Source organism: Collinsella sp. AM15-2 (assembly GCF_003471985.1).
GTDB lineage: Bacteria > Actinomycetota > Coriobacteriia > Coriobacteriales > Coriobacteriaceae > Collinsella.
This window is the reverse complement of the sequence record NZ_QRKO01000010.1, coordinates 55,523-76,770: the sequence shown is the minus strand read 5'-3', so window position 1 is coordinate 76,770 and position 21,248 is coordinate 55,523. Positions and strand designations below refer to the sequence as shown.

The following is a 21,248-nucleotide window of genomic DNA, read 5'->3' as shown; positions in this document are numbered from 1 at the left end:
GCTTTAGCGTCTCGAAGCACAATGGTATTGAGTTTTGCGGGTAGCAATATACTACGAAGATTAGTTAACGTACAGTTGTACAGTATCTCAAATTTCAGCAGGTCGCAAAACCACAACCCGCACAAATTAACAATCCGAATAGTCATCGGGGGCGTTCTTAAACGACCAGTCAAACAAGAACGTCCCCAACGACCACTTTTTCTCCGTCCCCAAGGGATCATTATTGGACCGTCGATGTTTTGGTAATGCCAGCGAGCGGTCACCAGAGCGAACAAATTGGCATGAAAAGAGGACGGCATAGACCTTCTGGTCATGCCGTCCTCTTTGAATGACAAGTTGTCGCTCTGGTGCCCGCGCAGCGTCGGCTGGTCCGCCGTTCGTTAGAACGGCGGAACGAAGGGCAGCGTCGAGTGGTTACGCGGTTCGTAGAACCGCGTAACACCCTAGTTACATCAGCTCGCAGACAGCCGCCGCGAAGGCAACGGGGTCCTCAGGCAGAATGCCCTCGACCAGCAGAGCCTGGTCATAGAGCAGACCGGAGTACTGCTTGATCTTGTCGGCGTCGCCTGCCTTCTGGGCGGCGACAAGCTTGTCAAAGACCGGGTGCTTGGCGTTGAGCTCGAGCACGCGCTGGCTCTTGGGCATACCGTCGGGCGCGCCCTCGGGTCCCTTCTGGAGCACCTTCTCCATCTCGAGCGAAAGCGGACCCTCGGTGGTGATGCAAGCGGGGGCATCGGTCAGGCGCGCGGAGACGGCAACTTTCTCGACCTTGTCACCGAGCGCCTCCTTCATGGCGCTAAAGAGGTCCTCGTTTTCCTTGGTGGCGTCCTCGGCCTCCTTCTTCTCGTCCTCGGTCGCCAGATCAAGATCGCCAGTCGCGACGTTCTTGAGCTCCAGGTGACGATCCTCGACCTCGGGCTCGGCACCGTCGGCAACGGCCTTCTCGGCAGCCTCGCGGGCGGCGTCGTCCTCGTAGATCTTAGGCATATCGGCGGCAACGTACTCACGCATAGCCTGGAACGTGAACTCATCCACATCCTGCGTCAGCAACAGCACGTCATAGCCGCGCTCGAGCACGCCCTTTACCACGGGCATCTTGGCCAAGCGCTCACGCGAGTCGCCGGCGGCGTAGTAGATGGCCTTCTGATCCTCGGGCATACCCTTGGCATACTCGGCCAGGGTAATCATCTTCTGTTCCTTGGCAGACCAGAACAGCAGCAGGTCGGCGAGCTCATCGGCCTTCATGCCATAGCTCGAGTAGATGCCGTACTTAAGACCGCGGCCAAAGTTCTCAAAGAACTTCTCGTAGGCCTCGCGATCGTTGTCACGCATATCCTCAAGGTCGGCGGTGATCTTCTTTTCCACACGCTTGGCAATAGCCTTAAGCTGACGGTTCTGCTGCAGCGTCTCACGCGAGATGTTGAGCGACACGTCGGCAGAGTCCACGACGCCACGGACAAAGTTGTAGTAGTCGGGCAGCAGGTCGTCGCACTTCTCCATAATCAGCACGTTAGAGCTGTAGAGCGCCAGGCCCTTCTCATAGTCCTTGCTGTACAGATCGAACGGGGCGCGACCCGGCACAAACAGCAGCGCATCGTACTCAAGCGTGCCCTCGGCGTGGAAGCTGATAGTGCGCGCGGGATCGTCAAAGTCGTGGAATGTGGACTTGTAGAACTCGTCGTAGTCCTTCTGCTCGACATCGGAGCTGCGTTTCTTCCAGATCGGTGTCATGGAATTGACGGTCTCGAGCTCCTGGTAGTCCTCGTACTCGGGCGTGTAGTCATCGCCAGCATCCTCGGGCTTGGGCTTCTGGCGGCTCTTGGACACCATCATCTGTATCGGGTAGCGCACATAGTTGCTGTACTGCTGAATCAGGCTCTTGAGGCCCCACTCGGTCAGGAAGCGATCGTAGGTCTCGGCCTCGCCGTCGGCGTCGAGCTTCTCGTTCTCGCGCAGCGTCAGGATGACATCGGTGCCGTGCTCGGCGCGCTCGCCATCCTCGATGGTGTAGCCCTCAAGACCGTCGGACTCCCAAACGTGGGCGGTGTCCTCGCCATAGGCGCGGCTGACAACCTTTACGTGGCTGGCGACCATAAAGGCGGAGTAGAAACCCACGCCAAACTGACCGATGATGTCGACATCGGAACCCTGCTGCTCGGCGTTCTCGGTCTTAAACTCCTCGGAGCCGGAATGGGCGATGGTGCCCAGATTGCGCTCGAGCTCCTCGGCGGTCATGCCAATGCCGTTATCCGAGATGGTAATGGTGCGGGCGTCTTTATCAAAGGAGACGCGAATAGCCAGGTCGCCCTGGTCGAGCTTGACGCTCGGGTCCTGCAGGCTCTTAAAGTTGAGCTTGTCGACGGCGTCGCTCGCGTTAGAGATAAGCTCGCGCAGGAAGATTTCCTTATTGGTGTAGATGGAGTTGATCATGAGGTCGAGCAGTTTTTTGCTCTCGGTCTTAAATTGACGCATGTGCAGTCCTTTCGCGCTACCCCCGTCCGCAAAAACGGCCCGGTTGCCCGAGCCGCATCGCAGACCTGCTATGTTCAGACTTAGATTTTATAACCCATTAGCGCGCATATATACATACGGAATCGAAAAACTGTATGTCCAAACGCTCTGATGCGCCAATTGCCAAGGAGTGTCCCCAACTGCCGGCAGAAAAGGAACGTCCCTATCTGCCACCCTCGACCCGTTTGGCCATCCAGGCATGGGGCTGGCCTTCATCCTCATAGTCCACCGGGGCAATCTGCGTGTAACCCGCCTTGGCATAGAGTGGTAGCACGTATTCCTGCGCGTGCAGCTTAATGAGCTTGGAGCCGGCATCACGCGCGCACGTATCACTGGCCTCGACAATCTTGCTCGCCAAACCGCGACGGCGCATGCTCGGCAGCACGGCCACGCGCCCCATAATGTAGGTCTCCCCCGCCGCGACGCCTTCGTCCAAGTCGCACGCCGGCAAAACTGGGGCTTCGGCATCTGCCGCGTACTCCAGTTCCTCGGGAAACACGCGCGAGCAGCCGGCAAGCTCGCCGTCTACATAGAGTGTCACATGAATGCAGTTCGGATCCTCGTCGATAGCGTCGAACTCATTCTCGTAGCCCTGCTCGTCCATAAAAACGACGCGGCGCACCAACGCCGCGTCGTCAAAGCATCCCGTCTTAAGTTGGATATCCATAGCTGCCCTTTCATTCAACGCGAACGTTAGGGACAGATTTTAGCGAAAATGAGCTCCGCGCACGCTAAACTTCGCGCGAGCCTTCGCCAGGCAGTCGTAATGACCCACGTTATGGGCATCGCTCGCGATGAAGCTGTACAGGTTCTGATCGAACAGGCGCTGCGCCGGCTTTTTCTCGCGACCAAAGCGACCGCCGGCAATAAAGTCCGCCGAAGCCTGCAGCTTGCAGCCCATATCGACCAGGCGCTCCGCCACGCTTACATCCTTTTGAACCGCACGATAGCGCTCAGGATGAGCGATGATCACCTGGTAGCCACGGCACTGCAAATCGTAAATCGTGTTCTCGTACTCTCTAAACGCATACGCATCGGCATGCGTCGAAAGCTCGAGCAGAAACTCGTTGGTCCCATCGAAATGCAAGTGATCCGCGGCATCGATACCAAGCTCAACGAGCTTTCGATGGTTGACCTCGAAGCCCATCTGGAGCGGAAAACCGTCAGCGTTATCGCGCAGCAGCTCAAAGGCATCCCACATCTTGTCGTAATCAAAATAGGGATCACGGCAGTGAGGAGTGCAAACGATTCTGGTTACACCGGCCCGCTTGGCAGCCTCGAGCATCGCCAAGCTCTCTTCGAGATCGGCGGCGCCGTCGTCTACACCCGGCAAGATATGGCAATGAATGTCACGCATAGGTCGGCCTTAATCAACTAAACGTTTGCTCGGTTGGTGAAGATGCCCTTTTTGGAAGTGCCCTGATCGTCGGAGCCCTTCTTAACCTTCTTACCGTCCTTGGTGTAGTAAGAATAGTAGTACTCGCTGGTCTCGGTCTCACAGTAATTCATGACGGTACCGATGAGCTTGACCTTCTCGGACTTCTTAAGCTGGGCGATAGCGTTGAGCGCCTCTTCGCGCTTGGTAAAGTCCTCGCGCACCACGAACAGCGCGCCGTCGGTCAAGCTGGCAATCTCGGCAGCATCGATGAAGGTGCCGACCGGAGGAGCATCGAAGATGACGTACTGGAACTTGGCGGACAGTGCCTTTACCAGCTTGGCAAAGCGATGGGAGACGATGATGTCGGCAGGATTGGGAATGTGCGGCTCGGCATCGAGGAAGTAGAAGTTCTTCTGACCCGTCTCGACAATTGCCTGGTCAATGGAGATCTGCTCGGAAAGGACCGCATAGAGTCCGCCGCGCGAACGAACGCCGAGCATATCGGAAAGGGACCTGCGGCGCATATCGGCCTCGACCAGGAGCACGGACTTGCCGCTCGTGGCGATTGCCTGAGCAAGGTTAATGGAAACCGTAGACTTGCCCTCGTTGGGAATCGAGGAGGTAACGGTGATGGTGCGAATGGGGTCATCCACGCTCGCAAAGCGGATGTTGGCCAGAAGGGTCTTGGCGGCATTCTGTACAACGAGCTTATCGGTGTTCTTTGCCTTAGCCATGCCTATTTACCACCTTTCATAGCCGGAATTCGGCCAACAACGGGAATACCCAGGAGCTCTTCTGCCTCTTCGGCACCGCGGATGCGGGTATTGAGCATGTCTGCCAAAACGACATAGGCAACTGCGATAAAGATACCGGCGAGGAACGCGACGGCAATATACAGCGTGCGCTTGGGGCCGCTGGGGGCTTCGGGGGTCTTAGCCTCGTCGATAACGTTGATGCTCTGGGCAGCGCCGACGTTCTGAGCGACCGTACTCACCGAGCTGGCAATGGCCTTTGCGACCTCAGCCGTCTCCTTGGCATCGGTGCCGGTAACCGAAAGCGTAATGACACGCGTGGTGGTCTCGGAGGAAACAGACACCTTGTAGTCATCCAAATCGGTGAGGCCCAGTTCTTTGGCGGCGCCGCTCTTAACGCTATCGCTATCCAGCAGCGTGGCGATATCGTTGGAAAGCATCTGGCTCGCCGAGAGATCGTTGTAGCTCATCTGACCGCTATCGTCGGTCTTGGCGAGAATGTACATGCTCGTCGTCGCGGTATAGGTGTTGTCCATCGCAACGAAGGACACGATGCCCATAGCGATCGCGCAGACCACCGGAAGGGTGATGACCAGCTTGAGGTGCTTCTTCAGCAGCTGGAACAGTTCGAGAAGGGTCATGCAGCTTGCCTTTCATTTCCCCAGTTCGGATTGACAAAACTGTCCGTATGTTATCGCATCTTTTTACCGAGACCAAACTCTATACATAAGAAACAGGCTCTCCTGTAAAAATGTCGGAAGCAATCGTAAAATTGCACAACAACGCCGCACCCGAAAGTCAAATGCGGCGTCTACATCAATATCTATGTTGTATCGCTATGCGAATGGCTCGTCCTGCTGTATGGGAAACGTCACCGTAATGGTGGTTCCCACGCCCAACTCGCTCGACAGATCGAGCGTGGCGTGATGATACAGGGCCGCATGCTTGACAATGGCAAGCCCCAGGCCGGTTCCGCCGCGTGCCTTGGACCTACTCTTGTCCACGCGATAGAACCGCTCAAATACCTTGCCCTGTTCTTCAGGCGCGATACCGATTCCCGTGTCGGCGACAGCGAGGAACGGATGGCCTTCGTCGTTGGTGCCGCACTGCAGCGTAACCGTACCGCCGGGCCGATTGTAGCGGATGGCGTTGCTTGCCAGATTATAGATGAGCTCGTCAATCAAGCGCGACACGCCTTCGATGACCACAGGCTTGGTCTCATGACTTATCGTCACATTCGCCTGACGGGCAACCTGTTCAAGGCGCTGCTCAACCGCGTAGATCGCACGCGAGAGCTCAATAGGCTCCGTGGACCCAATGGGCACTGCCTCGCCTTCAGTTGCACGTTCGGCCTCGTCCAAGTTAGACAGCGTAAGGATGTCGTTGACAAGCGCTGCCAAGCGGCCCGCCTCACGATAGATGCGACCGCCAAAGTTGCGCAGGTCGTCCTCGCCCTCGACCATGCCATTTGCGATGAGCTCGGCATAGCCCGAAATCGCCGTAAGCGGCGTCTTGAGCTCATGGGTGATATTCGCCGTGAACTCGCGGCGCATACGGTCGTTATCCGCTAGCACCGCCATTTGGCGCTTGAGTTCCTGGCGCTGCGACTCGATACGCTCAAGCATGGGGACCATCTCGGCATAGGCGTGCTCATAGCTACGGCGTGGGTGATCCAAATCCACCTCTTGCAACGGCGCGATGATGGCACGGGACTCACGGCGCGCCATAAAAAACGAGAGTACTGCACCCGCTGCTGCGATAAGCAGCATCGGCGCCAGCATCGACAGCAAAATCGCCGCAACGCCAGGCTGGGCCTGCGCCAAGCGAACGACCTGGCCGTTATCAAGGGTGACAGCGCGATACAGCATAATCTCGTCGAGTGTAGAGCTTGCGCGCTCCGCGGAACCCGAACCACTCTCAAAGGCCTCGATGACCTCGGGGCGATCGCCATGGTTGGGCAGTGTGGAAGGCGACGCCTCGTTGTCGTAGGCAACAGATCCGTCCTTATTGATCAGCGTGATACGAAGATCCTCGCGATCGAGGCTTCGCAAGAACGGAATGGGCTCCTGCTGCTCGTCGAGGGCGGCAGCAATGAGCTCAGTTTCCTGCGCCAGATTGGCACTCGTGGCATCCGCCAAAGTGTTTTGCACAAAGAACGCGCCCAGCACCGTAAACGCCACGATAACCGCCATGGCGCAGACAAAGATCGTCACAAAAACGCGGTGCGACAGCGTATGTTTTCCCTGGGGGGCGAAGACCACGGGTTACTCCTCCGATGCGGTGGCCGCGGTGTCGTCGCCTTCGGCACCATCACCGGCAGAAGGCTCGGCCAAGCGGTAACCCACGCCGCGCACGGTCTCGATGGCGCTGGCATGCTCGCCCAGTTTTTGGCGAAGCGTCTGCACATGCACGTCGACGGTGCGCGAACCGCCGTCGAAGTCCCAGCCCCACACGCTCTGCAGCAACGACTCGCGGGTAAAGACCACGCCGGGCTTGCGCATGAGGTACTCGAGCAGGTCGAACTCGCGCAGGGTGAGCTTAAGCGGCTCGCCGGCAACGGTCACCTCGCGATGGCTGGGCGAGAGCACGATGTCGCCCACGCTGAGCACATCGCTCGCCTGCTTGACCATGCCGCCGCGACGCAGCAGTGCGCGGCAGCGGCTCGCAAGCTCCATGAGCGAAAACGGCTTAGTCAGGTAATCGTCGGCACCGCCATCGAGCGCCATCACCTTGTCGAGTTCGGTGTCCTTGGCGGTAAGCATCATGATGGGCACCGTCGCCGTCAGGCGATCGGCACGCAGGCGACGCATAATCGCCAAGCCATCGGTGTCGGGCAGCATGATATCGAGCAGCACAGCATCGGGCACCCGTCGTGCCACGGCAGCTTTAAACTCGCCATCACACGAAAAGCCCTCGGCCTCGATTCCCTGCTTGCGCAGCGCGTAGACTGTCAAATCCCTGATGTTGTCATCGTCCTCGACGTAATAGATCATGTTGAACCCCTTTGCGGCCGATATGACCGCATCTTAACCCTAAAGGCACCTGTAAAAGACAGCGTCAGCCAAAACGCCCCGTCAAATAATCCGCGGTGCGCGGATCGGACGGATTCTTGAAGAGTTGCGCGGTGGGCGCGTGCTCCACCAGCTCACCCAGCAAAAAGAACGCAACCGAATCGGAAATACGCGCGGCCTGCTGCATGTTGTGCGTCACGACCACCAGCGTGCAGGTCTCCTTGAGCTCGCAGGCCAGCTGCTCCACCACCAACGTCGACACGGGATCGAGGGCGCTCGTGGGCTCGTCCATCAGCAGAATGTCGGGCTGCACGGCAAGTGCGCGGGCGATGCACAGGCGCTGCTGCTGTCCACCCGAAAGACCCAGGCCTGACTCTTTGAGCTTGTCCTTGACCTCGTCCCACAGGGCAGCGCGACGCAGGGAGTCCTCGACCAGCTCATCGAGCACGACGCGGTCGCGCACACCCATACCGCGAGGACCGTAGGCGACGTTGTCGTAGATGCTCATGGGAAATGGGTTGGGGCGTTGGAACACCATGCCCACGCGCTGGCGAAGGCGGCAGATGTCGTAATCGCCCAGGATATCTTGACCATCGATCGCAATCTTGCCCTCGATGCGGCAATCCTTGATGCCGTCGTTCATGCGGTTAAAGCAGCGCAGCAACGTGGACTTTCCGCAGCCCGAAGGCCCGATGAACGAAGTGATCTGCTTGTCGCGGATCTTGATATTCACGTCCTTGAGCGCATGGTGATCGCCATAGAACAGGTCGAGGCCCTCGACGTCGATGCGCGTCGGCGAGGCGGCAAGATCCTGCGCCGTGGGGCGCGTCGCGTCTCCGACTTCGCGCTCGTGCGCAGCCTCGGCTCGCGCCTCCATTAGCTCCTCGAGCTCCGTGGGCTCCATAGCCACACCAGCCGTCATACCGCATACCTCCACGTCGATATCAATTCAGCAGTATCGATAGTAGGAATCGCGGCTCATACGCACGTGAGCACATTGTCAAGTGTTTGTAAGGGCACACTGGCTATGCGGCGGGCAGCTCGATGGTGAATATCGTGTGTTCGGGCGTCGATTCACATGCAACGGTACCGCCGTGTGCCGCGATGATCTCCTTGGCAATAGCAAGGCCCAGGCCGGCACCACCGCGATTGGTCGCACGCGCCGCATCCAGGCGATAGAACTTCTCAAAGATCACCTTGAGCTTAGCCGCAGGGATAGGATCGCCCTGATTGATAAAGCGCACGCGCACGCCGCCATCGTCTTGGCGCCTGGCCTCAATCGTGATAGTCGAGCCCTCATAGCTATAGGCGACGGCGTTTTTCATGATGTTGTTGAACACGCGGGCCATCTTGTCGCCATCCACGAGCACCGTCAGGTCCTCGCGAATATCAACTTGGGCTTCCTTATGCTGCTCGTTGAGGATGGGATAGAACTCGTCAGCCACCTGAGCCAGCAGCAACCCCAGATCAACATAGCCGCGCGTGAGCACGATATCGTGGAAGTCAAAGCGCGTGATATCGAAGAACTCTTCGATGAGCGCATCGAGCCGGTGCGCCTTGTCGAGCGCCACGCCCGTAAAGCGCGCACGTTGCTCAACCGGCAGCTCAGGAGCCTCTTGCAGCAGCGAAAGATAGCCCACCACACTGGCAAGCGGGGTGCGTAGGTCATGTGCCAAGTACGTGACCAAATCGTCCTTGCGATGCGACTCGTCACGCAGAGCTTGCTGCACCTTGCGCTCACGGTCACGCACGCGGTTAAGGGCGCCCTCGACCTCCAAGAAGTCGCCGTCGATGTTATCCCAGGTGTCGGGGTGATCGATCAGGCGATCTTGAATACGAGCGGCCAGCACACAATCGGCATGCTGCTCGCCCTGCTCGTAGCCATGGTAGTACAGGGCGCGGCCGCAAAAGAACAGAACGCACACGGCAAGCGCCAGCACAAAGCCAAGCATGTTGAATACAAAGCCGGCATCGAACAGCACCGGCCCTTCGATGCCGCCGAGCGCCATGGCGCCAATCGCCAACGTCATGGCCCACGCGGCACCGCCAATCACCACGCAACGGCGTACGATTTCAAATCGATCGATCAGCAAAAAGCCGACAAGCAGCACCGCTAAGACTCCGGCGATGTTGTCGATGCCAATCAGCAGCAGGCTCAGCAAAAAGAGCAGCACCGTCGCAAGCGCGCGGTTGTCGACGACTGCCCGTACGTATTCAAAGAGTCGATCGGGCACCTCGAATGCCTGCCTATCGTCTTTTGTCATATCCACTTCCCCACCATCAAAGGCGCTATTCGATTATGTAGCCGACGCCCCAGACGTTTTTGATAAAGCGCGGCTTTTGAGCGTCGTCGCCAATCTTTTCGCGCAGGTGGCGAATGTGCACCATCACCGTATTGTTGGAGCCGGGCATAAAATCCTCGTTCCACACCGCGCGGAACAGATCCTCCACGGCTACCACGCTGCCGCGATGCTCAACCAGATACAGCAAGATGGAATACTCGATGGGCGTGAGGCGTACCGGTGCACCGTCCACCGTTACGGAACGAGCATCGCGGTTGATCTCCAGGCCGTCGAGCTGGATGGTCGGCGACTCGGCCGCCTGCGAGCGGCTACCGTAGCTGGTGTAGCGGCGAAGCTGAGCGTGCACGCGCGCGATGAGCTCCAGCGGACGGAACGGCTTAACCACGTAATCGTCCGCGCCAAGCGAAAGGCCCTCGATCTTGTCTTGCTGGGCATCGCGCGCCGTCAGCATGATCACGGGATAGGTATGGCTGAAACGGATCGTACGCAGTAGCTCAAAGCCATCGATATCGGGCAGCATGACATCCAACAGTGCCAGATCGAACTCCTGCTCCAGGATTGCCTTGGCAGCATCGGCCCCGCTATAGGCGACCTGTACGTCAAAGCCTTCTTTTGTAAGGTAGATACCAACCAAGTCGGCGATGGCCTTTTCGTCATCAACTACCAAAATGCGCTCGTTCATGCGTGCTCCTCTCGCGCTCCATTATGCCCGAGGGGGCGCATGCCACACACAACAAGCGTGGGTGATTAAGTCGGCCTTAAGCACCCTTGTGCCCGTTCGGGCGCGGATGTGGGCCACGCACGCACGCGATGATCGCCGACACCGGCAAACGATATACTCTAGTTCCAGAAGAGACCATCCCGTCGAAAGCGAAATCTGTGAAGTCCCTCACCTCTTTTGCAAAGCGCTCAGCTCAGCTTGCCGCCGGCTTTGTCTGCGCTATCGCCCTTGCCGCTGGCGTGCCCACCGTCGCCGGCGCCCAAGTACTCACGACCGACAATGTTTGCGGCAAAACCGCCGATGCGCGCGGCATCACGGCCGAAAACCTGCCCGATATCGATGCGACCAATGCCCTCGTCATGGGCAAAGACGGCACCGTCTACTATGCCCGCGGCGCCGATGAGCAGGTCAAGATTGCCTCGATCACCAAGGTCATGACCGCAATCCTAACCGTCGAGAATTGCAAGACGGACGAGAAGGTCACGGTGAGCAACGCCGCAGCCACCGTGGGCAATTCAACAGCCGGCCTACTCGAAGGCGACGAGCTCACCGTGAAGCAGGCACTGCGCGGCCTGATGATTCCCTCGGGCAACGACGCCGCCATCGTGCTCGCCGAATATGTGGGCAAGAAGATCGACCCTAAGACCAAAGACGCCGAGGCAACATTTGTGAAAGCCATGAACGAGCGCGCTAAGAAGCTCGGTTGCACCGGCACGCTTTTTGAAAACCCGCATGGTCTGGACTTTGATGAGTGGGCTGGCGATATGCACTCAACCGCACACGACGTAGCGCTGATGATGCAGGAGGCCATGAAAAACGACACGATCCGCGAGGTCGTAGCGAGCGAAGATTCCTGGATCGAGGTCACGGGCGCCGACGGCACCGACCATTCGCATTCCATGGACACGCATAACTATTTGCTAGGCCAAGATGGCAACATCGGTGGCAAGACCGGCACCACCGATGATGCAGGCTATTGCTTTACGGGTGCCTACAACCGCGATGGCGACGAGATCTACACCGTCGTTTTGAACTCCACCACCACCGACCAGCGCTTTACCGATACCGCAACCCTTGCCAATTGGTACTACGGTCACAAGGTGACGGTCGCAATCGCCAACACGCAGGAAAAGACCGCCAACGGCAACCCGCTTATGGCGCGCATTGGCCAAGCCGACTGGACGGATAAGACGATCGACGCCACGCTCGCCGATCCTACGGCGCAAGCGACCGTGTTTTCCCTTGCCGGCGAGGTGACCGAAAAGGTTAGCTACGACGATCTTTCGGGCACGGTGCATGTGGGCGACAAGGTGGGCAGCGTTACGCTCAAGCAGGATGGCACCAAGATCGCCGTCATGGACCTGGTTGCCGACGAGGAAGGCGCAGGGCCGAATCCCATTGAGTGGCTACTCGTGAAGCTCGATCGCTTGGGCCGCCGCATCGACAACCGCCCGCTCACGGCAGAAAGCGAGACCGTCGCCAAGGCGCCCGAGGTGTAGTGCGCAAGAATAATAAGCCCACTGAAGGGAGGCGTCCGAAAGGATGCCTCCCTTTTTGAGGTTCGAATCCCCAGCCTCCTTTCTCCGCACCAAAAAAGGGCCCCAGATGGGACCCTTCTTTCAATTGATACTGGCGGAGAGCTGGGGATGTCCGGGCATGCTGCGCATGCCCTCCGGCTTCAAAGCCTGGCGGCTTTTCGCCCACGGGCTACAAACGCTTTCGCGTTTGCTTAACGCCCGTGCCCTCTCGGGTTCGAATCCCCAGCCAACGTTCTTCGCACAAAAAAGGACCCCTTTCGGAGTCCTTCTTTCAAGTCATACTGGCGGAGAGCTGGGGATTCGAACCCCAGATGCCCTTTTGGGGCATACTCGCTTAGCAGGCGAGCACCTTCGGCCTCTCGGTCAGCTCTCCGTAACAGCCGTTCTATAGTAACCAAACAGCCAAGGATGAGCAAGAGGAAATTTTCTAATTGCCTAGCAGCCTTTCCTTCTTGAAAGCTTCGCCTACCCCAGCGAGCGGTTGAGGGAGCCGAGCTCGTCGTTGCCCATGGTGCGCCACATTTGGAAGATACAACCGCGCGCCAGGAAAAAGAAACCGTTGTCGACCAGTTGCACAGCGGCATCTGCCAGCTGATTCGTCACGGCGGACACTGGCGGCAGCTCTAGTCCAGCCTTATGGATGGTCTCGACCGCTTCCTCGAACGTCGGAGGCTCGCTGACGCCCATCTCGTTCATAAGGCCCTGCATTTCTTCCAGCGCGCTGCTGCCCGACTCCTCGCCGCGCGGCACCAGACGGTAACAAGCCAGCGCCAGGTCGAGCTGATCGCAATTCCAATAGGCAAACGCCAAGCGATAGAACAGGTAGCCGATTGCAGAACGATCGCTGGCAATACGTAGGCCGTGGCGCGCCACCTCGATAATCTCGTCAAAGCGCTCCAGACGCGCAAGCACGTTGATGAGCGCAAAGTGCGACTGCATGGACGAGCGCGCCAGATCGTAAAGATGGCGCACCTCGGGCAGTGCTCGTTCAAAGTCCTCTTGCTCGGCGTAAAAGCTGCAGATCTCGTGCTGGGCAAAGTACAGCGCATCGGGCGCACGAAGGATTCGCACAGAGCGGTCTTCTTCCAACACCGGTAGCACCATGCGCACCAGCTGGTTATCGCAAAACTGCGTTTGAACCGGACCTGTCGCCAAAAGCTCGGCGACGGCGCACTTAGCCTCCAACTCCTCAACAAGACGGGAAAAGCCTTCAAAAGCACCTGTACGGTCGACTTTTGCCTGCTCGCGCAATTCAACAACACGGGCCACGTATGGGTCGTCGTCCTCTTCCATGACCTCCAGCTCGTCAGCCGTATCGGCAAGCAGCAGATCGCGCAGCGCCGGCGGCAGCATGCGATGGTCATCACGCGGACGAGCATGAACCTCCGCCGGCTCAATCGTCTCCGGAGCGGTTGACTCATACGCCTCAAGCACACGCTTGCACGGCATATCGTCCATGTCCATGCTCTCAAGATCCTTGGCGACAGGCACGCAATCGGCCAGATAGGCCGCGCGCCCAAAGAAATACGTTGCGACAACGCACTCGCCCTGCTCACTGTCGGGAGCAGCAATCTGCACATAGCAGCGCGTGATGCAGGTGCCCGCGGCAAAACACGCTGCCGCAAGCGTGAGCGCCACGCGCGCATCGTGCTCCGCGGCCCAGATCGTGCGCGTGTCCTCGTCCAGCTCGTGCCAGGCGTCATCTTGAGCGTCGTATTCACGTTGCGGCATGGCATCAACGACAGACTGCCCAAACCGAACGAGCATAATCCCCTCGGCAACGTTTGCCCGATAGGTATAGTCGAGCCGCGTGACCACGTTAAGCGCCTCGACAATACGCGCGAAGCGGGTACGCACATCCCACTCACCGCCCGGCTGGCACGAAACCGTTCCCGGTTTGGCCCACGGGTTATCGCTTGAGGCCGTATCAAGCAGTCGGGGAACATCGTTGGTCGTCTTGGCGATATGCCACGCATCAAAGAGCGCGCAGCCCTCAAGGCTCGGCGAGGATGCCGCAGGGACCAATCCGGCCCCGATGTGCTCAAGGATGCCGGAGAGACGGTTAAGACGGCACTCGATGGCAAGCAGCATGTCAATCTCGTCCTGGTCCAGCAGGCTGCGATCAAAATTGAGATAGAAAAGCTTTGAGCGATCGATGCGAGCCAGGCTCATCTCGGACTTAGCGGCGATGGTGCGCAAGCGAGGCAAGTCAATTTCACTCATAAGGGCGGCGGCATAGCGCTCGATACCGCTCGGATTCTCGGCATGGTCAACGCGGTAGAGCAGCGTCTCGATAGCGTCAGGTAGCGGTGTCGTGTTAAAGCCCAAAAACACCTCGACCGGCTCGGGCAGCTTTACGAGCTTGATCTTGTCGACAACGTTTTGCATACCCTCGTCGAGTCCGTCGGCGTCCGCCGTGCTCGCAATGGTATTTTCGGAGTCAGCGAATATCACGTAGCGCAGGAACATCGATGCCATGAACTCACCGTAAGGAAGGGAGCGGGTCGAATTCCATGTCTCGTGATCGGACTGCTCGCGCATGGGACCTTCGGGAGAGCCGACGGTTCGCGCGCACGCGCGCATTGTGCCGTTTGCTCCCCTCACCATAATCTCACCAATACCGGAGTCCGACTCGTCAAGGACCAGTTCCATGTCGGGATCGTTGGGCAGCGGAGCCTCGCTGACGGGGCGGTCCACCTTGTACACCTCGCCCGAAACGCTTACGTAGCCCAAAAGCGACACATGGCTTTTGCCAACGAATTCGACGACATAACAAGATTCATGCTGATCCTCGCCAAAGAGTTTCCAGACCACGCCATATGAGCGTCCCGCAGGCTGCTCGGGCATCGCCGGAAAGCGCTTTTTGGGATCGAGAAACCTGAGCTTGTATGTCGGACGCTCTGCCACGAAGTATCACCCTGATCGGTCGCTTGAAGAAGGAGTGGTCGCGAATAAGTCGCGACATCTACTCGGAATCTTACACGAGTCGACAGGAAATCGTCCGCTTTACGCCAGCGCCTCGACCGAGGTTCGAATCAATGCGGTGTTTACGTAAAAGAAAAGCCCCCGTTGCCGGGAGCTTTAATCTCAAATGGTGCGGCGTATAGGATTCCGCGCATCCGCTGCGCGGATCCGCACCGGCTTCGCCCGCCTGCCGGCGTGCTCGCCCGCGGGCTAAAAACGCTCCGCGTTTTCTTTACGCCCGCGCCTCGACCGAGGTTCGGATCAATGCGGTGTTTACGTAAAAGAAAAGCCCCCGTTGCCGGGAGCTTTAATCTCAAATGGTGCGGCGTATAGGATTCGAACCTATGACGTTCTGATTCGTAGTCAGACCCTCTATCCAGCTGAGGTAACGCCGCAACTTGTTGATTATTATGCACAGGGACTGAATAATGGTCAAGCATTTTTTCAAAAAAAGTTATCGAATTTGATTTTTAATCATTTGGAGGGCTTGGCGCGATCTTCGACGCATCGCGATATAAGAAAAGCCTCCGTTACCGGAGGCTTTAAAGTTCAGTTGGTGCGGCGTATAGGATTCGAACCTATGACGTTCTGATTCGTAGTCAGACCCTCTATCCAGCTGAGGTAACGCCGCAACGCACGGATTATTATGCACGCGAGCCCCCGATGGGTCAAGCGACAATTAGAAAAAATTTTACGGAGTGATAATTAAGTTGTTCGTGCCTCGACCGAGGTTCGAATCCATGCGGTGTTGCCATAAAAGAAAAGCCCCCGTTGCCGGAGGCTTCAAGTTCAATTGGTGCGGCGTATAGGATTCCGCGCATCCGCTCCGCGGATCCGCGCCGGCTTCGCCCGCCTGCCGGCGTGCTCGCCCGCTCGCTACGGACGCTCCGCGTCCGCTTCACGCTCGCGCCTCGACCGAGGTTCGAATCCCTGTCTGGTCTCCAAAAAAGAAAAGCCCCCGTTGCCGGAGGCTTCAAGTTCAATTGGTGCGGCGTATAGGATTCGAACCTATGACGTTCTGATTCGTAGTCAGACCCTCTATCCAGCTGAGGTAACGCCGCAGCGCAAAACATATAAAACCACTTTAGCTTATTGGAGTCAAGCACAATCTCAAACTTTTTTGTGGAACGCAGTTTTGTCATGCTGCTCCGCATATACCGTCGTTCCCCGTACGATCGATTGGCTTTTCGATCACGTCAAACTTAGCATCAAGTTCCCTCAGGAGCGATCTCACCCGCTGGGCACAATCATAATCGGCAAACGAGATACTCAACATGCGAGCAACCTGGTTAGATGTCCGGACCCCATAGAAATGCTCCAGGGCCACAAGCCCCTCGTGCGCCACAAACGTCTCAACCACATGCGGCGACTCCTCGTAGCACCATTGGGTCAACGGACCCTCGCTCGTCTGTCGAACCACCAGGCCACCCATGCCAGACGGCTCACACGTCACAAGCAGGTACTCCCCGCCCTCGTCGCTCTCAAACAAAACCACCCGATCATCAAACAGCTCCATCGCGTCCCCTTTCTCTCGCTCTTATTTAGCAAAAGCATAGCAGGTAGATGGCTGTATACAGAACAGTTGTTCGTGTGTTTTCTATTGAGCTGTCCGCACAGCATGGTATGGCCGCACACAAAAAGGGCACCCCAAAAAGGAGTGCCCTAGCAAATCGCTTATGCAGCCAATCTACGCGACCGGCTCGATCTTCTCGAGGCCGCCCATGTAGGGACGCAGAACCGCGGGGATCGTGATGGTGCCGTCAGCGTTCTGGTAGTTCTCCAGAATGGCTGCCATGGTACGGCCAGCCGGCAGACCGGAACCGTTGAGGGTGTGCAGATAGCGCGAACCCTTGAAGTTCTCGGGGTCGCGATACTTGATGTTGGCGCGACGGGCCTGGAAGTCACCGCAGTTGGAGCAGGAGCTGATCTCCTTGTAGGCGTTGTAGCTCGGCAGCCAGACCTCGACGTCGTAGGTCTGACGGGCAGAGAAGCCCAGGTCGCCGGTGCACAGGCTAATCACGCGATACGGAAGACCCAGCTGCTGCAGCAGGAACTCGGCCTCGGCGGTCATGCTCTCGAGCTCCTTGTCGGACTCCTCCGGCTTGGCAAACTTGACCATCTCGACCTTGTCGAACTCGTGCTGGCGAATGATGCCGCGGGTATCGCGACCAGCGGAGCCGGCCTCCTCGCGGAAGCAGGGGGTGAAGGCGGTGTAGCGGCGCGGCAGGGTATCGGCGTCGAGGACCTCACCGGCGTGCAGGTTGGTGAGCACGACCTCGGCGGTGGGGATCAGGAAGTTGTCGCCCGAGACGTGATAGGCGTCGTCCTCGAACTTGGGCAGCTGGCCCGTGCCGAACATGGTCTGACGCTTGACGACGATGGGCGGCCACCACTCCTTAAAACCACGGCTGGTGTGCGTATCGAGGAAGAAGTTGATGAGGGCGCGCTCAAGACGGGCGCCGGCGCCACCGAGAACGGTGAAGCGGCTGCCGGAGAGCTTGTTGCCGCGCTCGAAGTCAAGGATGTCGAGGTCGGTGCCCAGATCCCAGTGCGGCTTAAAGTCGAAGTCGAACTCGCGCGGGGTGCCCCAACGACGGCGTTCGATGTTCTCGTCCTCGTCCTTGCCGTACGGCGTGGCCTCGCAAGGAATGTTGGGCAGGTGAGCCATGAAGTCGTACTGCTCCTGCTCGAGGGCGGTGCGGCGCTCGGCCAGACCGTCAATTTTCTCGTTGACGGCGCGCACGGCCTCTTTGGCGGCCTCGGCCTCGTCCTTCTTGCCCTCCTTCATCAGGGCGCCGATCTTCTTGGACTCGGCATTGCGCGTGGCTTGAAGTTCCTCGACCTCGGTGATGACGGCACGACGCTCGTCGTCGAGCTCAAAGAACTTCTCGCGATCCCAAGACGTCTGGCGGTTAGCCATGGCGACATCGATGGCATCGGGGTTCTCGCGAACAAACTTGATATCAAGCATTAGATCCTCCGGCGATATACATTCCATTTAGGTTGCAACCTTGTACATGTATGGGCAAGTATATACTTATGAGCGTTTACGACCCAACTCAACTACGCAAGAAGGCACCCAATGGACGCAGTTTTTTCCTTTTTGTTTGGCACCCGCACCGGTTTTGCCATCCTTTTCGCCGGCGGCATCCTGCTGTTTGCGATTATTGCCTTTGTAATGGAGAAGCGCACCCATAAGATGTATGTCGACCGCGGCCCCAAGTCCGAGGACGAAGAAGACAGCTTCTGGGACTAACCTGCCAAAAAGGGACAGGTTTATTTTGGTCGGTTTTATCTGGGCAAACGCAAGTGCCCCGCAACTGGAATTGAGCCAGTTGCGGGGCACTTTTCGCTAAAAGGACAAAACCGCAGGAAAAACCTGCCAACATAAACCTGTCCCTTTTTTGGTCGGTTTTACTGGAGGGTTGCGTCGATTGCCTTGACCAGGGCGCTGCGCATGCCGGCGTCCTCGAGCGCAACGACGCCCTTGATGGTGGCACCACCGGGCGAGCATACGGCATCCTTCATCGCCGCAGGATGCTGGCCAGTTGCAAGCTGCAGCTTTGCCGTACCCAGCACCATCTGGCTCACAATGCGATAAGCATCCGCACGCGGGATACCGTGCTTGACCGCCGCATCGCCCAGGGCCTCGATTGCCATGGCGACAAACGCCGGAGCGCAACCACCCACCGTGCCGCCCACAAACAGCAGGCTTGTGTCGAGCTCGACGACAGCGCCAAGCTTACCGAGCAGGTCGAGCACCACAGCACGCTGCTCGTCGTTAAGCGTCGAAGCCTTCTCGCAGGCGATGACGCCCTCGCCCACCGAAACCGGCGTGTTGGGCACCGTCGAGATATGCGCGACGCCCGGCAGGACCTGCTCCCACTTGGCACTGTCCCAGGTCCAGGCAACCGACAGAACGACCTTTTTGGCAAGAGCATCCTTGAGCGGGGCGAATACCTTCTCGATCATGTACGGTTTGACCGCAGCGACCACGATATCGGATGCGGCGACAACCTCGGCGGCATCGTGGCAGGCGACCATGCCGCGCACCTCGCAACGCTCGACCAAAGCATCGTAGCGGCCTGCGCAGGCGCACATGTCGCCCGCGGCCACGCCGGCGGCAATCCAGCCATCGGCCATAGCACTCGCCATATTGCCAAAACCGACAAATCCGATCTTCATATCACACAGTCCTCTCAGATGCGTTCCTCAAAAACGAAAGTCATTGTCCCACGCTATTGTTTCGTATTGCCGACCTACTTGTGATACGGCTCGCCACGGCTAATCTTGCAGGCGCGGTAGATCTGCTCCAGCAGCACCACGCGCGCCAGGTTGTGCGGCAAGGTAATGCGCCCAAAGCTGAGCATCTCGTCGGCGCGGGCGCGCACCTCATCACTCACGCCGTCCGAACCGCCGATTACAAAGGCAATGTCGCTACTACCTCGCAGCATAAGATCGTCGAGCCTCGCCGAAAACTCCTCGCTCGAGCGCTCCTTGCCCTCGATAGCCAGCAGGATCACATGCGCTCGAGATGGCAAGGCGGCAAGAATCGCCGCCCCCTCCTTGTCGCGCGCGGCATCCACGCCGCCCGCCTTAGCCGGGTCGATATCGGCCACCTCGCGGATATCCACCTTGGCATAGGCACCTAGGCGCTTGGTGTACTCAGCGCACGCGTCCTTCCAAAAGCGCTCCTTGAGCTTACCGACGCATACAACGGTGTACTTCACGCGCACCTACTCCTTCGAGTCGTTTTGAACTTTGCCGGCGGCCAGCATCTGCTCGAACATCGAGGCCGACTGTGAGAAATCGCTCGGCAGCACGACCGTCGAGGTTTTACCCGTGCGAGCGAACTCCGTCATCATCTCGGACCACTGCGTGAACATGAACAGCTGGTTGGCCTCGTCGTTACCGACTCCCGTCTCCTGGATGATCTCGAGCGAATCCTTGATGCCCAGCGCGATGGCCTTGCGCTGGTTGGCGATGCCTTCGCCCGCCTTTTCCATCGCCTCGGCCTCGGCGGTCGCCTCGGTGACGCGCTTGATGCGGTCGGCCTCGGCGAGCTCCTGCGCAGCAGCGCGCTTGCGCTGGGCGGCGTTGATGTCGTTCATGGAGTTCTCGACCTCGGTCGGCAGCGCGATCTTGGTGATGAGTGTCGACACGAGGGTAAAGCCGTAGGCAGCCATCTGCTCGGACACGGTGGCATTAACGTCCTTGGCGATGTCATCCTTCTTGGCAAAGACCTCATCGAGCGTATAGACGGGGATGGAAGATCGCAGGGCATCGGTGATGAAATCGCGCATCTGGTCGACGGGCTCCTGCAGCATGTAGTAGCTCTTGTAGATGCCCGAATCTGCCGGGCCGGCGCCCATGTCATAGCTCACGTGGTACTGAGCAGAGACCTCAAGGCCGATGGTCACGTTGTCTTGGGTCTTAACGTCGATGCCGAAGCCGTTTTTCATGGTGCGCAGACTCACCGTGGCGGCCTTGCGGTCGATCACGGGCACCTTCATGTGGAAGCCCGCGTTGACGATGCGGTTAAACTTGCCCAGACGCTCGATGATCACGGCATGCTGCTGTTCAACGACATAGCAGGCGTTGGGGAGCAGCAGCAACAAAATGATGATGGGAAGTAGAAGGCTCGTAAGAGCAGCGATAATACCGGACAACAGCATGGTCTCTCCTCTGATAGGCACACGTTAGCACTAGGATACCCGCACGAAGCAGCCACGTGACACCAACAGGAGGCCCATAACAAAAAAGCCCCCATTGCTGGGAGCTCTTTCAATCAATGGTGCGGGCGAAAGGACGTCCGCGCATCCGCTTCGCGGATCCGCACCGGCTTCGCCCGCCTGCCGGCGGACTCGCCAGCTCGCTAAAAACGCTCCGCGTTTTCTTGACGCTCGCTCCTTCACAGGTTCAAGTCCCTGCGATGGGCACATAACAAAAAAGCCCCCATTGCTGGGAGCTCTTTCAATCAATGGTGCGGGCGAAAGGACTTGAACCTTCATGGGGTTGCCCCCATACGGACCTGAACCGTACGCGTCTGCCAATTCCGCCACGCCCGCGT

Annotated in this window: 18 protein-coding genes and 5 tRNA genes; 2 read left to right on the top strand and 21 right to left on the bottom strand. The window is 58.4% G+C overall.

From position 1 onward, the window contains the following. Nucleotides 1–447: 447 nt before the first annotated feature. The 10 genes from htpG to DW171_RS05940 form a co-directional block, all read right to left on the bottom strand. On the bottom strand, nt 448–2,472 hold the full coding sequence (gene htpG, locus DW171_RS05985) for a molecular chaperone HtpG (protein ID WP_117799978.1): 2,025 nt from the start codon (nt 2,470–2,472) through the stop codon (nt 448–450). Nucleotides 2,473–2,674: 202 nt separating this feature from the next. Next, complete coding sequence (locus DW171_RS05980) at nt 2,675–3,178, bottom strand: GNAT family N-acetyltransferase (RefSeq protein WP_118270710.1); 504 nt, start codon at nt 3,176–3,178, stop codon at nt 2,675–2,677. A 39-nt stretch (nt 3,179–3,217) separates the two neighbouring features. Beyond that, entirely contained in the window at nt 3,218–3,868 is a 651-nt protein-coding gene (locus DW171_RS05975) for a tyrosine-protein phosphatase (RefSeq protein ID WP_055250497.1), read from the bottom strand. A gap of 17 nt (nt 3,869–3,885) precedes the next feature. Next, nucleotides 3,886–4,623, bottom strand: a complete 738-nt coding sequence (locus DW171_RS05970) for a CpsD/CapB family tyrosine-protein kinase (RefSeq protein ID WP_055250501.1) — start codon at nt 4,621–4,623, stop codon at nt 3,886–3,888. A 2-nt stretch (nt 4,624–4,625) separates the two neighbouring features. Beyond that, nucleotides 4,626–5,282 (bottom strand): YveK family protein, encoded by a 657-nt coding sequence (locus tag DW171_RS05965; RefSeq protein WP_055250503.1) that lies wholly within the window; start codon nt 5,280–5,282, stop codon nt 4,626–4,628. 195 nt (nt 5,283–5,477) lie between these two features. Then, nucleotides 5,478–6,902, bottom strand: coding sequence for a cell wall metabolism sensor histidine kinase WalK (locus tag DW171_RS05960; RefSeq protein ID WP_117803628.1), 1,425 nt, complete (start codon nt 6,900–6,902; stop codon nt 5,478–5,480). 3 nt (nt 6,903–6,905) lie between these two features. After that, entirely contained in the window at nt 6,906–7,634 is a 729-nt protein-coding gene (locus tag DW171_RS05955; protein WP_089572665.1) for a response regulator transcription factor, read from the bottom strand. 64 nt (nt 7,635–7,698) lie between these two features. Further along, nucleotides 7,699–8,574 carry a phosphate ABC transporter ATP-binding protein PstB gene (gene pstB, locus DW171_RS05950; RefSeq protein WP_199586868.1) on the bottom strand — a complete coding sequence of 292 codons (876 nt, stop codon included), beginning with the start codon at nt 8,572–8,574 and terminating at the stop codon, nt 7,699–7,701. Nucleotides 8,575–8,677: 103 nt separating this feature from the next. Beyond that, a complete protein-coding gene (locus DW171_RS05945; RefSeq protein ID WP_117776642.1) occupies nt 8,678–9,916 on the bottom strand; it encodes a sensor histidine kinase KdpD in 1,239 nt (412 codons plus the stop codon). 25 nt (nt 9,917–9,941) lie between these two features. Further along, entirely contained in the window at nt 9,942–10,637 is a 696-nt protein-coding gene (locus tag DW171_RS05940; RefSeq protein ID WP_117855499.1) for a response regulator transcription factor, read from the bottom strand. Between the two features lie 197 nt (nt 10,638–10,834). Here DW171_RS05940 and DW171_RS05935 point away from each other — a divergent pair, with 197 nt between their 5' ends. Further along, nucleotides 10,835–12,175 (top strand): D-alanyl-D-alanine carboxypeptidase family protein, encoded by a 1,341-nt coding sequence (locus DW171_RS05935; RefSeq protein WP_158571025.1) that lies wholly within the window; start codon nt 10,835–10,837, stop codon nt 12,173–12,175. Between the two features lie 321 nt (nt 12,176–12,496). Here DW171_RS05935 and DW171_RS05930 read toward each other — a convergent pair. The 7 genes from DW171_RS05930 to serS all read right to left on the bottom strand — a co-directional run bounded on the left by DW171_RS05930 (nt 12,497) and on the right by serS (nt 18,149). Further along, a tRNA-Ser gene (locus DW171_RS05930) sits at nt 12,497–12,587 on the bottom strand. A 92-nt stretch (nt 12,588–12,679) separates the two neighbouring features. Further along, the gene (locus tag DW171_RS05925) at nt 12,680–15,121 is read right to left on the bottom strand and encodes a lipopolysaccharide assembly protein LapB (protein ID WP_118270708.1); all 2,442 of its coding nucleotides are present in this window, start codon (nt 15,119–15,121) and stop codon (nt 12,680–12,682) included. 375 nt (nt 15,122–15,496) lie between these two features. After that, a tRNA-Arg gene (locus DW171_RS05920) sits at nt 15,497–15,573 on the bottom strand. 159 nt (nt 15,574–15,732) lie between these two features. Then, nucleotides 15,733–15,809 (bottom strand) — tRNA-Arg (locus DW171_RS05915). Nucleotides 15,810–16,162: 353 nt separating this feature from the next. Then, a tRNA-Arg gene (locus DW171_RS05910) sits at nt 16,163–16,239 on the bottom strand. Between the two features lie 77 nt (nt 16,240–16,316). Further along, nucleotides 16,317–16,694: a hypothetical protein gene (locus DW171_RS05905; RefSeq protein WP_117583806.1), complete on the bottom strand. Its 378-nt coding sequence runs from the start codon at nt 16,692–16,694 to the stop codon at nt 16,317–16,319. Between the two features lie 171 nt (nt 16,695–16,865). After that, nucleotides 16,866–18,149 (bottom strand): serine--tRNA ligase, encoded by a 1,284-nt coding sequence (gene serS, locus DW171_RS05900; RefSeq protein ID WP_117647930.1) that lies wholly within the window; start codon nt 18,147–18,149, stop codon nt 16,866–16,868. Between the two features lie 111 nt (nt 18,150–18,260). On the opposite strand from serS, the gene DW171_RS10235 reads away from it, so the two are divergent. Further along, nucleotides 18,261–18,434 (top strand): DUF6724 family protein, encoded by a 174-nt coding sequence (locus tag DW171_RS10235; protein WP_168170424.1) that lies wholly within the window; start codon nt 18,261–18,263, stop codon nt 18,432–18,434. A gap of 158 nt (nt 18,435–18,592) precedes the next feature. Here the strand turns inward: DW171_RS10235 and proC are convergent, their stop codons facing one another. From proC to DW171_RS05880, 4 genes are all read right to left on the bottom strand, one after another. After that, nucleotides 18,593–19,363 carry a pyrroline-5-carboxylate reductase gene (gene proC, locus DW171_RS05895; RefSeq protein WP_117655499.1) on the bottom strand — a complete coding sequence of 257 codons (771 nt, stop codon included), beginning with the start codon at nt 19,361–19,363 and terminating at the stop codon, nt 18,593–18,595. A 74-nt stretch (nt 19,364–19,437) separates the two neighbouring features. Then, nucleotides 19,438–19,908, bottom strand: a complete 471-nt coding sequence (gene rlmH / locus DW171_RS05890) for a 23S rRNA (pseudouridine(1915)-N(3))-methyltransferase RlmH (protein ID WP_117655498.1) — start codon at nt 19,906–19,908, stop codon at nt 19,438–19,440. Between the two features lie 6 nt (nt 19,909–19,914). Further along, nucleotides 19,915–20,853 (bottom strand): SPFH domain-containing protein, encoded by a 939-nt coding sequence (locus tag DW171_RS05885; RefSeq protein WP_117765456.1) that lies wholly within the window; start codon nt 20,851–20,853, stop codon nt 19,915–19,917. A 306-nt stretch (nt 20,854–21,159) separates the two neighbouring features. Beyond that, nucleotides 21,160–21,246: transfer RNA gene (locus DW171_RS05880), tRNA-Leu, on the bottom strand. Between the last annotated feature and the right edge of the window lie 2 nt (nt 21,247–21,248).